The organism is Parabacteroides sp. AF39-10AC (assembly GCF_003635405.1).
GTDB classification, from domain to species: domain Bacteria; phylum Bacteroidota; class Bacteroidia; order Bacteroidales; family Tannerellaceae; genus Parabacteroides; species Parabacteroides distasonis.
Genome location: NZ_QTLP01000002.1, coordinates 44,346 through 56,890, shown reverse-complemented (window position 1 = coordinate 56,890; position 12,545 = coordinate 44,346). Strand labels below are relative to the sequence as shown.

The window sequence follows — 12,545 nt, the reverse complement described above, 5'->3', positions numbered from 1 at the left end:
ATACGCCTATAAACGCCAAAAGAGCCATACCCCGCAGGATACGACTCCCGCCGGGTATGGCTCTTAGGCTCTAATTTCTTTTTTGTTATGTCCTACAAATATAGGGGATAAGGATCAATTGTCAAAACAAATTCATGTAATTTTAGACAATATCAGCGAATAGGATGCCGTTTGGTATTTCCCTATCTTCTCCGTTATCTCGCTAACCCATCCCTCGTACGATCTCCCTGCGTACGAGAACGACAATTTGCCCCTGTAATTACCCGGGAACGGGGATAACCCCGGGGTCTCCAAGGAAACCTTATCGATCCTAATCCTCCGGTCGTTAACCGGCAGGGATATAGGAAGGGTCTCCGATACGCCTCCTATCGATATAGAGGAGTTTCCGTCCGAGGCCGTGAAAGACAGGTAATCCGTGCATATCCCGAGCCTTTCCTTATTGACAAGAAGCATATTTCTCGGCGAGTAGGAGGCGTTAAAGATAGTGTCGGAGAACAATACTCCCGTAACGGCATATATAGCTCCCCCATTCTCTTCTCTTACCAGAACTAATCTATCCCCATCTTTCCTAGCGTGGACAATAAATATGTCATTGTCGGAATCCGTATCCTTCGATTCCTCGTCACGCTCGTTAGCGAGAAACTCCAATCCGTAGCAATCTGCCCTATACGGGCTTATCAATGACAATATGTTGTCCTTTATGTCCAATCCCGTGCTGAAACTGCTCTTGAAGTGAAACTCGTCACGCCCGTTTATCTCATCATAGTCCTGCTTGTCGAATCCAATTTCAACCCCAGAGTATATCAACGACTCATCCACGGATAGCTCCATATTGCTCACGTGATCCAATTCTTTCGTCTCATTGACGAAGAAATCATTCATATGCCGGAAACGCACGCTATTATCAAGTATCTCGTAATCATACCCAAGCAACGCCTTGGCGAAATCACAGAACTTGGAGAAGGACGTATGGACCTTCGCGTCCTTTATTCCTCTCACGCTCTCAGCGGCCATCATCCAAGGTATGGGCATGGAACCGGAGACGATATCGCCGGACAATAACACGCCCATCCTTGACAATAACGAGGATAATAGTTTTTTAGGAGAGAAAGTGTCTATTTCCACCGGCTTATTTCGACCTATATAAGATACGGATATGTCTTTTACATCCTTAATTGTCAAATGAATATCAGTGCTATGACCTCCCGCCGAGTTGAAATAAACGGCAAATCTATCATCCGGATTTAATGATATGTCAAATGTCTTATCTATATTTATATATGTATCCGATAATGGTATGTCGGTCCTTTCTTCCCGTAAAATATCCCCTCCCTTGTTTAGTATAACAAAAAACAAAGCCAATACGATCTCCTCACTAGTCTTACCAGCTTTGATACTGAAGGAAATTCTTATTTTTATAGGATGTGGCGTAATCCCTTTTATCATATAATTGTCGCCTGTAGCCTCATGGATACTCAATATTTGATCCGACACATCTATTATGTTCTTTACGGCAAAATTTGTATCTATATAGGTTATTGGCAATAGCGTGTATATGTCTTTTGTATTTATGATAACCTCATATACGTCATCTTGCGTTTGATCCACATTTGGATTTATGGACCATTTCGTATTGTTGTTAAGATAGACCCTGTCATAATACAATGTATCCTCCTTTAGCTCCGACACCGGGATATCGTATACCTGCGACTTGTTTGCGTTGATGATGGACGCTACGCTATCGTCAATGGCGTTTATGGATATCGTATACCCGTCGCTCTGGTACGTGGAGAAATCGAGCTTGCAACGAAACTTCTCGTTATACCCCCAGCTATCGTTCAACACGCCTATCACCAATATGGCCGAGGCTTTCGTATAATTGGATAGGTACTCGGCCTCAAGAAGGTCGTATGCCCCCTTCACGAACTCAAACTTGTTGGAGAAGGAGCGAACGACACCGCCAAGATCCTTCCTCTTAGCCGATATCTCCACGTCCTCCCAGTTCTTGAGGTGATCCGTCACGTCGTACCTCTTCCCTCCTATTAATAACACCGCTTTTATCATACGCATATAAATAAGAAGAGCCGTCCGGGGACAAATACGTCTCCGGTACGGCTCTTTGGCTCTGTCACAAAGATAATGACTATTAAGATAATATCAACTAATCAATCGTATTATCTTTCTCGATCACCCGCAAGAAATCCCTCACGCATGACACGGCCCTCATCTTGTCCATGATATACCCGTCCTCGTAATTACCCTCGCAACTCAAATTGATAAGCGTATCTATCATATCGTCCATATCCTTAGAGAACAGGCAAGTGGACATACTCTTTATCTCTCTCATCATTTCCGGGGTTATGGTCAAGTCACCAATAACCAACTCATGCGCATGATCAACCTTGATCTCGTTACCGTCGGCTTTCACGACGATGCTTTTAATCTCATTCTCTTTCATATTCAATCAATCTTTTAATATTTCACAATTATTTTCAAGTCACAAAATGTTAAAGTCTTGGGTATACGTACTAAATCCGTACATCTAATCTATTTAGGTCACATTTTATACTTGGCATAGTCAAGGAAAGGAATCTTTCAAACAATCCTAGTAATCTTACCGTCACCGGGATCACCTCCCAGAAGATGGTTTATGTAAGCCAGCCCCTTCTGGGTTACGAGTACCTTCGTCACGACAAAGCCCGGATGATTCTCCCTCTCAATAAACTTCTCGGTCATCTCGAAATACCCGGCGTTGATGTACTTCTGTTTCGGCTCGTTCCGGTTGGAGAAGAACACGCCCATTTCTTTAAGCTTCTTGAAGAGGATGTTTCTTCCGAACCCTAATTTCAATATCTTCGCAGCCATACCGATATCAACCTTGTCCGAGGTCCCGAAAGCCTTGTCCGCAAAATCGGCCTTGGGCTGGAGCTTGCTGATAGTTCTATTTGCCTGTTCTATCTGCTCTTGCTGCTTGGCCGCCAACATCAACGCCTCCGAGAAAGATTGTGGAATCTGGAAACCTCCAGTCTTGATCTGCTCTTCCATACGGTTGAAAGCCTCAATATAATCTAACTTGAATTGAAGGGCCTTATCACCAGTAAAGCCCATAACCAATAATGTAAATCCATCACGATTCATAATATACATTGGCTGCATACGTCCATAATTGTCTGGATACTCTGACTCTATGAAGAGATTGGCGCAATTTTGCGCCGATGTCAATAATGCTTTTATCGCTCTCATTACATCTTTATGTAATTTGCCAAACTTCTCAGCGACCAATAAGCTGTTCGTGAAAATGCGATTATTATCGCCTTTAAATACTAATTCTTTCATAATCTTAATATATTTGTTATTGAAAATTCCATCAAACCCTCCGGCCGTATTACCGGAGGGGCATCTACTTCCGATCCTCTCCCCGTCGTTCGAGTTATCCCGCAAGCCTTACGCAAGTCATGTCGCTTATCACGCTCATGAATCTATCGTAGGTCTTTTTATTCCATTCCTTGTGATCCGGCATCCAGTCATTGAATATCTCCATGTAGACTACCTCGTGAGATCTGTCCTGTACGGTGACGCATAAACCGCCCGTCTCCGGCATAACGCCTACATTTATATGTACCGGTTTCCTTCCGATCATACACTCCAACGCAATCCTTTGCACGTTCTTCAATACCTCTATCGTTTCCATATTTCTTATATTATTAATGTATAGTTATCAATCTCCCGAATAAACCCTGTTACCGTAAAGGCTAGCCATACCGACATGAGATAAGACAACATGCTTGCGATACTCGATGCGTCTAGCTTCTTCCTCTGCCAATCTCTTGGCTTTGGCCTCATTATTTTTTATCTCTATCTTGGCATTATCCCATGCTATAGAAAGGCACTTGCCAAAAGACCAAGAGAATTTTCGGTAAAGTCTGAATAATCTCCATGCGTCTTTCATGATCTCACTCTTGTTGTATTTCTGTGTTGCCATTGTACTGTTGTTTTATTTTGATGATGCAAATGTAAGTCTATCATATTACATATACAAGAAAAAGAAATGCTATCATCTTAAATTTAACATCATTTAGTAGTATGATCGTTTTACATTTAATTATTCTGTGTAGTTTTGCATAAACTTAATACTGATCATTATGATAGATAGATTAATAATTAAAGAAGCTATTAAACATTACGGCACATCTGTTAATGAAGTAGCAGAGAAAATGGGTATATCAAGAGTTACTTTAAGCACGCACATTAATGGAAACCCATCTACAGAAATTCTTTTAAGAATAGCGGACGCAATAGGATGTCCAGTTACAGAGTTATTCGAGCAACCAAAGAAAGACTCTCTATCTATCACGTGCCCTAACTGCGGGCATCCATTGAAGATAAAGGTGGAATGATGTTATCTTCAATGATCTCAAAATAAAAATCATGAAAGTTTGTTTTCTGCATACAATGCACTACCTTTGCGATACAATATAATACAGAAGTAATATGGAAGCAGTAATAAGAAAACAAACCTCGTTCCGTTTACGTGAAGACTTGTTGCAAGTCTTGCAGGAGCAAGCCAAGAAAGCGAACAGGAGTTTGAATAATTTTGTAGAGAGCACCTTGATGGACGCTGTATACTCCGAGCCAAACGAGGAAACGATAGCGGCTATAAGGGAAGCACGCACGACCAAGAATAAAGAAACGTTCGACAGCGTGGATAGCTTGATGGAGGAATTAATGAAGTGAAAAAGAAATTACACCCAACAAGCCAGTTTAAGAAAGATTTCAAACGTATTCAGAAATTCCCCAAAAAAATCGCAGCTTTTGAATATATCGCAAATCTACTTATAAATGACCATCCGATTCCACAAGAATACAAACCTCACATGTTGAAAGGTGAGTATAAAGGGTGTATGGAATGCCATATAGAAGGGGATTTTCTTCTTATTTGGATTGACGGAGAAATAATCGACTTGCTTAGAATTGGTAGTCATTCCGAGTTGTTCGGAAAAAAAAGATGATTTCACGCCATCAAAAAGGATACATACTTACCTTGTCATCTAATATATGCTTCAAGTTACGCATGAGACATACAGCGTCAGCAAGGAAGTACTCAATTTCATAAACATGTTATCAAACATATTATTTTAATTCTTTAAGATTTCACTTATTAATATAAATATTTACTTTTGCATTGATTTATTAATTACAAAAACACACATGAAAACATTTTATTTGATATTTGGTATTCTATTTTTGAGTTCATGCAATGATAAATATACATATGTAGAAACCGTTAAAGAAAAAAGCTTCGATGGTGAATATTCTATTGAAAAAAAAGAAGAAATTTTTTCAGCCGCAAATGACTCTATCGCTTTTATTGAAGCTTATAAAAAGTTTTGTATTAGCATTGAAGTTGCTAATAAAATGAAAGAAAAGATAGGAAACAATCTATACTCAACCCCTATGAATTTTACCTTATATGATAAAAATGGGAATAAAATAGAAAATATAATTAGTGACAAAACACTGTTAGACATTAAAAACTCAATTAATAAAATTTCAGATAAAGATAACAATAGAGGAATATACTCTGAGTCTGAATCTTCAAATATTAATCTTATAGACTCTATACAAATAAAGGAACTTTCTCCTAATTTTATTTTTGAAAAAGACAAATTTGATCCTAATGGTAAAACTTGGATAAAACATAAAGATAATCAAAAATATATAAACAAAAATGATATAGGTTGTTATTTTATGTCCATAAATAACAATGTATTGAATTTTAGGTTTTTTATTCAATATTTGGCAGATGATTGGCTTTTCGTTCAAAAGTATCAATTTTCCATAGATGGTAATGCTTATGAGTTTGTTCCAAATCAAGTTGAACGAGATAATGGAGACGGTAAAATTTGGGAGTGGAGCGATGATTCTATAAATACTAAGAATAAGTTTGCTTTAATAAAAGCATTAGCTTATTCAAAAGAAGCTGAAATTAAGATTATAGGCCGCAATTATTATGAAATAAAAAAAATAACACAAAAACAAATTAATGCTATTAAAGAAACGTATCAATTATATTTAGCAATGGGTGGTATAATTAAATAACATAGATAGAGACAAGTAAAAGAACTTACTATCCCCTCCACCCAAAAGGCTCTGGAGGGGATTTTTATGAGATTGCCACATTTGTTGGCTAAGCAGTGTTTTTAAACAGACCTATTAGCCTAATAAAAAAGCCATACATTATTAACAATCAAAGATTTACCATCATATTTAATATTTGTTAGTTTTTTTAGCTAAAAAAATTTTGTTTGTTATCCAGTTTATCTCATCTTTGTGTCGAAAACAACAAAGATGAATGAATATGGGCACAGTCAAAAACAGTAAGGACATGCGGCCCAAAGATGTTAATAGCAAAATTGTGACCGCAGCTTCAGAAAAGAAGGATACCCAAGTAAAGTTCAGATCCCTTACGTCTAAAGAGTTACTTGATAGAAGAATTGACATTTATCCTTATATGATTTGAAATGAGTTTTTATTACCCTTATAGGTTTGTCCAGAATTTCGAAGGAAAGTCTGGACATCTTTTATCTAAAAGACTATATTCATTTAAATCTACCAAATCTAATCTTACTTATTGGGTCTGGGTGGAATTATATGATTATAATGTTTATGCTATAAAATTCCATTTAAAAAATCATAGACACAGTAAAAGAAAATATAATATACTATCTAGCACATTTGAGCCTAGAACGATAATACATACATGTATAAACATAATGCTTGACATATACCATCAAGATGATCATGCATCCTTTGGATTTATAGGCTCTAATTTGGACGAAGAGGGAATTGATAATACCAAAAGATTCCGTTTTTATAGCAAGATTATGGCAACCAATTTTTCTGATAAATATTTTCTACATACAGAACTAAAAGATAAAAGCGCATACTTAATGGTTAATAAAATCGAATTAGAGAACAATCCTAATTTGATAAATGACATCCAAGATGCTTTTACAGAGCAATATGAATATTTCGATTAAACATATATCCCCTTGCTGTCTCACGACATGAGGGAGGATTATGAAAACTAAACTAAATCATGTCTATTATGTTTTTAACAAGCCTCCTTATTACCTAAGAACTTGTTCACGAAGTAAACTTGGCCTTTGCCTGTTACTTTTATGACAATCGTCTCTAATAAGGTTCCATCCAACTTATTTGTAATAGTTCTCTTTACTTCGAATAAACCCAGATCAATGGATTTTTGGGTAGGTTGATTGAAATATTCTTCTTCCTCATGCAGATAATTATTCTTTCGCATCCACGCTAATAGACGCTCCGCATCAATATTGACACCGTTATGCTGTAATATCTTTGCTAGCTCCGGGATCAAACATGAGCGTTGGGATCTGGATATAGCGTCCGCAAACAAAACCTTAGGAACATCAGACTTAATCTTTCGTTCAGCCTCAATACGTTTAATCTTTTCCTTTTTCAGTTCCGTCGCTAGATGAATCAATAAGTCTAAATAGTTCAAATCCATATTTTAATTTTTGGTTGTTTAAAATCTTCTATACCGCTTGGTTAAATACCGCTGGATTATTCTTTTTATTATAAAGCTTCCGTAGATAGTTGATAAGCGGATCGTATGAGGTAATGAATCCCTCGTTTATCAGATCGGCCACCTTCTTCTCCAGTTGCCACAGTTCACGTTGCTTGCTTTCGTCACCGTGCTTGTTTCTCAATAATCTCTCGTGGCCGTTGAAGATTATCCAGTTTAAAGCCTCTCCTATTTTTCTCATGGCTTTTGGCATGAAATCATTCGGAACAATCTTCATGACAGCGGAGGACAATTCCCTGTAAGCATCACCGGCTTCGTTACGGTAACGGATCATCTCATCATGTACGAATTTTATGACATCGTATTTAAATTCTGGATTAATCCACATCGCAAAATCTATAAACAGCATCGGATGCATCCATGTACCACCTTTTTTGCCTCTAGTTTTTAAATACACCATTTTTGGGGTATTTAGTTTTTCCCGTTCAATTATTGTATTAATGAACTCATTGGTTTTATGAGAAGCGAAAAAGTTATCCATTTTTCTTTCGCTGCACGATTGATTATTCCATTGCTTCAATAAATCAGTGGCATTAAACATGCCATCCTTTGTCCGCTGGATAACATTGAAATTACCCATTTTTCTGATCATCTCTTGATTTGTCTTCATGAACAATCGTATTTATCTTGTTATATTATTATTATTATTTTCTCCCGCGATTTTAGCCATAAGATCAAAACGACTTTGTTATTTTGATTACTTCGGCACTTCTTAATGAAAAAGCCTCCCCGACACGAGCCACAACACATCGTATCAAGGAGGCTGTTAGCGACCGCTGTCGCCCAATATCTTCCTAGCCTGTTGTGGTAGGCTGACCAGTAAAAACAAAAAGAGCCATACCCCATAGACGTGACTCTATCGGGTATGGCTCTAAGGCTCTACTGTCTTCTTATATGTCCAGCAAATATAACTAGAAAGAATAAGAAAAGCAAGTTTTACGCTCAATTCATCCTCGATCTCTTGTAATTCTCGAAATCAATGCTCTTGCTACCCTTGGATATGGTTTTAGATAGCTTGCCTATCTCTTTTTTTATCTCATTATTAGCCCTTATTATCCCTTCAGCGTCGAAATTATTGACGATCTGAACCGGCTCGCCTTTCTTATTGTGGGTAAGCCAATACGTGTTATCCACGAAGCGGCTAAGGAAGGCCGGATCATTGAGATCCGGAACGACCTCGGCTCCCGCCGGCAATGACAGCAAGGTGGGCTTATCCGGGGTAATGTACGCTTTATCTCCTACCAATACCGCCTCGCTACGGCCTCCATCGCCAACAATAGCCAGACCGCCGGGGTGATTGTCGGTACCATGGGCGTATTTGGGGATGGGTTGGGCTATGATCGTGGCTAGTTGCACGGCACCCATCGCCCCTACTAGTGCCGCTAGGACGAAATTAGGTAAAGCTTTAGTGACAGCTAGAGATGTGGCAGCTATTGTCTGGGCTATATCCATCGCCTTCTGGAACTTTGCCTGTTTAGTCTGTAACTCAGCCTTCTTCTTCTCTAGCTCCTTGTTCTTGCGGCTGGTCTCTTCCTCCGCCGCACGCTTGCGGGCCTCGGCCTCCTCTGTCGTTATTATATCCTTCTCGGAAAGAGCGTCTATAGTCTCAACCTTAGCGTCATACTCATCTTGGTTAGCCTCTATTTCAGCATCTACATTATCTATTTGACGTTGAAATAATGAATTACCGATTGATATGATAGCAGATATAGATTCTTGTATCAAGCGCTTTTTAGCCTGTTCTACTTTTTTTCGCTCCTCTTCCTCTCGTTTGGCATCCTCTATGATTTTATCGCTGGTCTCTTTAGATAATTGAACACGGAGGCGAGCTATCTCTTTCTCTTTCTCAAGTCGCTCATTCCCGCTAAATAAGTAAAGATTTGACTCCAATATCTGCAATTGGCTGTTCAATGACTCCATAGCATACTGATGCTCCAAATCCGATTTCTGTTTCTCATATTCTTTTTTCTTGATAATCCCTTGCTCATATTGTTTAGCCAAGATGTTAAGCTCTTCGTTTATCTCTATCTGCCTTTGAGAAAGGAATATTTCATTTTGAGATTGTTGCGTTGACATCAAGTTTTTATAATAATCTCTATAGAGATCCTGCCTTTGTTTATTGTATTTATCGACAATCAAAGACTTATCCTGTTCAGTCTTATCAGCCTCTTTTAATTCCTTATCTCTTTGCAATTGTAATATGACTAGACGGGCATTAAGCTCATCCATGCTACCTTTTTCTGCAATCGCAAGACGATTTTGAGCCTCATCATTAGCCCTTTGCTCCGAGATCTTACGGTCGAATTCCGCCAACTTCTTACTTCTCTCAGCCTCAATAGCCTCGATTTGCTCATTAACCCTTACGCCTTTCGTCTTTACGTCGTCGATACGCTTTTGGAAAGATTGCTCCAAGAGAAGACGGTCTTTCTTATACCCCTCATCCATCACATTAAGACGGGCCTCCTGAATATTCCGTTCGGCCTCCATCTCTAATTTCTCCCTACGCTTGGCCTCTCGTTCTATTTGCTCCTGCTGTCGTTTAAGTTTCTCCTCGTTAGAGGATTCTCTTATACCTGCGCTCTCTAATTCACTCCTTGCGGCTTCCATCTGCTTTTTGTTATAGTTGAAATAAGCGAATCCTGCCTCATCAAGAGCATCAGCTTGATCATTCAAAGATTTAACATCCACTTCTATAGCCTTCGCATTCTCCTCAGCAAGTTCTTTCACTGATTTTACGCCAAATCTAGTATCTTGCATAACAGCCGTAGCCGCATATTGCCCTTTTTCTCTTGCCTCATCTGCTTTTTTTTGTAGATTTTCGGCTTCAATCCTTTTTTGTAAAGCCTCAGCATATTTTTCTTGAGCTAATTTTTGCGCAGCCGTTGCTTGCGCTCTCAAAGCCATTGCTTTAACAAAAGCATCCGTATTATCTACTAGCAGATTCTCAGCGTCATTAACATCCGTAACTGACACATCTAATTTCTTAAACTCAGAGGCGTTATCAATGATAAACTGCTTCTGCTTATTGAGATTATCTCCTAAATTATTCCATTCCGCTTGCAGGTTGCGTAATGTTACAAGATTCTCCCCATATGATGATGTCGAGTTCTTTAAAGCCTTGGCATAATCCCCGGTGGATGAATTCAAGTCTCTCTGGGCTTCCGAAGCGGCCTTAGCCGAGTTAGAGGATGACAATAAGTTTTTACCCCACTCAAAGATATCCTTACCATATACGGTAAGTAGAGTTATACCAACCGACAACAAGGTATTCAAAGACAAAGCGGACTTAGCTATTTGCTTCCACACGGGAACACCTTTCAGTTCCTCCTCCCGTAAGGCGGCGTTCTCCTTCCTTATCCGAGATATTTGGTCGACCAATATAGGGATATTGTTAGAGATAGCGAGGAATCCGGTCTGGAGCGATACCGAGAATGCTGGAAACTCACGGGTTAATTGATTGATTGCGTTTCCCATTCCATCCCAAGTGGAGACATAATTACCCACGTTTCTCTGATGCTGTCCCAGACTTTTATCAACAGATTTTACCTGAGTGTCCAAAGCCGCTATATTCTTTTGCAACTCTACTCCTAACTTGCTGTTAGCGGCTTCCGTGGAAAGCATCCGATACGCCTTTCTCAGCCTCTCCAATTGCAACGATTGCTCTTGATAACTATCGTTGGCCGAGTTGATCATTTTTGTCTCATTCGTAAGAATGTTCAACAGCTCTCTCAAGGATTCTCGATGAAGCAATTCAGACCTTACCAAATCCTGCCTCTTTTGCACGGCATCTTTAGTTGAGATAGCCCCGCTTTTCTCCATTTTATTCAATTGGCTTTTCTCCTTGGATAGTTGGGCCAATATCGTCCTTTCTTGAGCGACCCTGCGTATATTCTCCTCCCTAGATCCCAATGTCTGGTCAATGAGTCCCTTCAATTCCTGACTTATGACAACCTCTTGTTGCTTGGCTTTCATGTTCTCCGAGATAGCGTTTGATTCCTTGGCTATGGAAGAGGATGATTGATCTAAACTATTTTGAACTTTCCCAGCCGCTTCCGCATATCTCTTGTTAACCTCTATCAGCTCATCAATCTTTCTCTTGTACTGGTCATTGGTCTTATTGAGAGTGTCAATCGTGCTTTTAAGCGCTGATACATTTTTCTTGTACTCCTCGATCTTGGCGTTCAACTCTGACAAGCTTGAGGGATTTATCGTCAACCCTTTCCCTATCTCTTTTACCAACCCGATATAGACATTCTGCGTATCCGCTAATTTCCTATCCAGACGCTCCAGTTGATCAAACGCCTCTTTCCCTACTATATCAGTGATCTTAGTCTCGTTTCCCGCCATAATTCTTCATGTCCTCTAATTGGTTAAACATAATCCTTATCATATTCCCGTACTCGGCCGCGGTGAACGTGTCAGGATCGATACGCATCTTGAAATAGGTGGACACGATCATCCTCTCACGGGTGAAATCTTTATCCTTGGGGTCTACCACCTTAGACTTGTTCCTATCCAGAACGCTCAGGCTATATTTCACCTGCGACATCTTGGACTGGATTCTCTTTTTAGCGACGATCAGATCTTGCTCTCCCGGCTCCTCCGGCATGCGGATACCTACCCTGCCAAGAATATCCGAAGCGTCAGCGTACATCATAGCGTCCATCAAATGATCCGCAGACTCCAACAGGATAAGCTTGATATTGCAATCTACCGCCCTTGACCGATCCTCTATCTCGATAGCGATATTCTTGTTCCCGGTTATAACGGAATACTCGTCAATAAGCCCCATCGCCGCTTTCCTTAACTCCCCATCGGTGGGCTTGGTCCTCCCTCCTTTTATAAGGGCGTTAAGATTTCCCTTGTACATCTCGATGAACTTGCATAAGGGTATCTCATCGCATGTCGTGTATATATTCGCCAT

General features: G+C 39.6%; 14 protein-coding genes. 5 read left to right on the top strand and 9 right to left on the bottom strand.

Going from position 1 to position 12,545, the window contains the following annotated elements; genetic code table 11:
• Positions 1 to 132: 132 nt before the first annotated feature.
• From DW033_RS02040 to DW033_RS02020, 5 genes are all read right to left on the bottom strand, one after another.
• The gene (locus DW033_RS02040; protein ID WP_147423663.1) at positions 133 to 2,064 is read right to left on the bottom strand and encodes a hypothetical protein; all 1,932 of its coding nucleotides are present in this window, start codon (positions 2,062 to 2,064) and stop codon (positions 133 to 135) included.
• 97 nt (positions 2,065 to 2,161) lie between these two features.
• Entirely contained in the window at positions 2,162 to 2,458 is a 297-nt protein-coding gene (locus DW033_RS02035) for a hypothetical protein (protein WP_122382366.1), read from the bottom strand.
• Positions 2,459 to 2,595: 137 nt separating this feature from the next.
• The gene (locus tag DW033_RS02030) at positions 2,596 to 3,336 is read right to left on the bottom strand and encodes a Rha family transcriptional regulator (RefSeq protein WP_147423662.1); all 741 of its coding nucleotides are present in this window, start codon (positions 3,334 to 3,336) and stop codon (positions 2,596 to 2,598) included.
• A 94-nt stretch (positions 3,337 to 3,430) separates the two neighbouring features.
• Complete coding sequence (locus tag DW033_RS02025) at positions 3,431 to 3,691, bottom strand: hypothetical protein (RefSeq protein WP_121956731.1); 261 nt, start codon at positions 3,689 to 3,691, stop codon at positions 3,431 to 3,433.
• A 27-nt stretch (positions 3,692 to 3,718) separates the two neighbouring features.
• A complete protein-coding gene (locus tag DW033_RS02020; protein ID WP_122382364.1) occupies positions 3,719 to 3,982 on the bottom strand; it encodes a hypothetical protein in 264 nt (87 codons plus the stop codon).
• Positions 3,983 to 4,142: 160 nt separating this feature from the next.
• On the opposite strand from DW033_RS02020, the gene DW033_RS02015 reads away from it, so the two are divergent.
• The 5 genes from DW033_RS02015 to DW033_RS24815 all read left to right on the top strand — a co-directional run bounded on the left by DW033_RS02015 (position 4,143) and on the right by DW033_RS24815 (position 7,040).
• Positions 4,143 to 4,397 (top strand): helix-turn-helix transcriptional regulator, encoded by a 255-nt coding sequence (locus DW033_RS02015; RefSeq protein ID WP_199712362.1) that lies wholly within the window; start codon positions 4,143 to 4,145, stop codon positions 4,395 to 4,397.
• 94 nt (positions 4,398 to 4,491) lie between these two features.
• Entirely contained in the window at positions 4,492 to 4,734 is a 243-nt protein-coding gene (locus DW033_RS02010; RefSeq protein ID WP_122382363.1) for a toxin-antitoxin system protein, read from the top strand.
• On the top strand, positions 4,731 to 5,009 hold the full coding sequence (locus DW033_RS02005) for a type II toxin-antitoxin system YafQ family toxin (protein WP_122382362.1): 279 nt from the start codon (positions 4,731 to 4,733) through the stop codon (positions 5,007 to 5,009). The genes DW033_RS02010 and DW033_RS02005 overlap by 4 nt, the downstream gene beginning before the upstream one ends.
• Before the next feature lie 199 nt (positions 5,010 to 5,208).
• A complete protein-coding gene (locus tag DW033_RS02000; protein WP_122382361.1) occupies positions 5,209 to 6,099 on the top strand; it encodes a hypothetical protein in 891 nt (296 codons plus the stop codon).
• A 674-nt stretch (positions 6,100 to 6,773) separates the two neighbouring features.
• On the top strand, positions 6,774 to 7,040 hold the full coding sequence (locus tag DW033_RS24815; RefSeq protein ID WP_233554124.1) for a hypothetical protein: 267 nt from the start codon (positions 6,774 to 6,776) through the stop codon (positions 7,038 to 7,040).
• 74 nt (positions 7,041 to 7,114) lie between these two features.
• Here DW033_RS24815 and DW033_RS01990 read toward each other — a convergent pair whose 3' ends face one another.
• The 4 genes from DW033_RS01990 to DW033_RS01975 all read right to left on the bottom strand — a co-directional run bounded on the left by DW033_RS01990 (position 7,115) and on the right by DW033_RS01975 (position 12,545).
• Positions 7,115 to 7,543 (bottom strand): phage antirepressor KilAC domain-containing protein, encoded by a 429-nt coding sequence (locus DW033_RS01990; protein WP_122382359.1) that lies wholly within the window; start codon positions 7,541 to 7,543, stop codon positions 7,115 to 7,117.
• A gap of 28 nt (positions 7,544 to 7,571) precedes the next feature.
• Positions 7,572 to 8,231: a KilA-N domain-containing protein gene (locus DW033_RS01985; RefSeq protein WP_122382358.1), complete on the bottom strand. Its 660-nt coding sequence runs from the start codon at positions 8,229 to 8,231 to the stop codon at positions 7,572 to 7,574.
• 332 nt (positions 8,232 to 8,563) lie between these two features.
• On the bottom strand, positions 8,564 to 11,968 hold the full coding sequence (locus DW033_RS01980; RefSeq protein ID WP_122382357.1) for a hypothetical protein: 3,405 nt from the start codon (positions 11,966 to 11,968) through the stop codon (positions 8,564 to 8,566).
• The gene (locus DW033_RS01975) at positions 11,949 to 12,545 is read right to left on the bottom strand and encodes a hypothetical protein (protein ID WP_122382356.1); all 597 of its coding nucleotides are present in this window, start codon (positions 12,543 to 12,545) and stop codon (positions 11,949 to 11,951) included. The genes DW033_RS01980 and DW033_RS01975 overlap by 20 nt, the downstream gene beginning before the upstream one ends.

Bases quoted from the DNA above. Each gene is read 5' to 3' on its own strand.
- DW033_RS02040 (WP_147423663.1), bottom strand. From the start codon at position 2,064: ATGATAAAAGCGGTGTTATTAATAGGAGGGAAGAGGTACGACGTGACG.
- DW033_RS02035 (WP_122382366.1), bottom strand. From the start codon at position 2,458: ATGAAAGAGAATGAGATTAAAAGCATCGTCGTGAAAGCCGACGGTAAC.
- DW033_RS02030 (WP_147423662.1), bottom strand. From the start codon at position 3,336: ATGAAAGAATTAGTATTTAAAGGCGATAATAATCGCATTTTCACGAAC.
- DW033_RS02025 (WP_121956731.1), bottom strand. From the start codon at position 3,691: ATGGAAACGATAGAGGTATTGAAGAACGTGCAAAGGATTGCGTTGGAG.
- DW033_RS02020 (WP_122382364.1), bottom strand. From the start codon at position 3,982: ATGGCAACACAGAAATACAACAAGAGTGAGATCATGAAAGACGCATGG.
- DW033_RS02015 (WP_199712362.1), top strand. From the start codon at position 4,143: ATGATAGATAGATTAATAATTAAAGAAGCTATTAAACATTACGGCACA.
- DW033_RS02010 (WP_122382363.1), top strand. From the start codon at position 4,492: ATGGAAGCAGTAATAAGAAAACAAACCTCGTTCCGTTTACGTGAAGAC.
- DW033_RS02000 (WP_122382361.1), top strand. From the start codon at position 5,209: ATGAAAACATTTTATTTGATATTTGGTATTCTATTTTTGAGTTCATGC.
- DW033_RS24815 (WP_233554124.1), top strand. From the start codon at position 6,774: ATGCTTGACATATACCATCAAGATGATCATGCATCCTTTGGATTTATA.
- DW033_RS01990 (WP_122382359.1), bottom strand. From the start codon at position 7,543: ATGGATTTGAACTATTTAGACTTATTGATTCATCTAGCGACGGAACTG.
- DW033_RS01985 (WP_122382358.1), bottom strand. From the start codon at position 8,231: ATGAAGACAAATCAAGAGATGATCAGAAAAATGGGTAATTTCAATGTT.
- DW033_RS01980 (WP_122382357.1), bottom strand. From the start codon at position 11,968: ATGGCGGGAAACGAGACTAAGATCACTGATATAGTAGGGAAAGAGGCG.
- DW033_RS01975 (WP_122382356.1), bottom strand. From the start codon at position 12,545: ATGGCGAATATATACACGACATGCGATGAGATACCCTTATGCAAGTTC.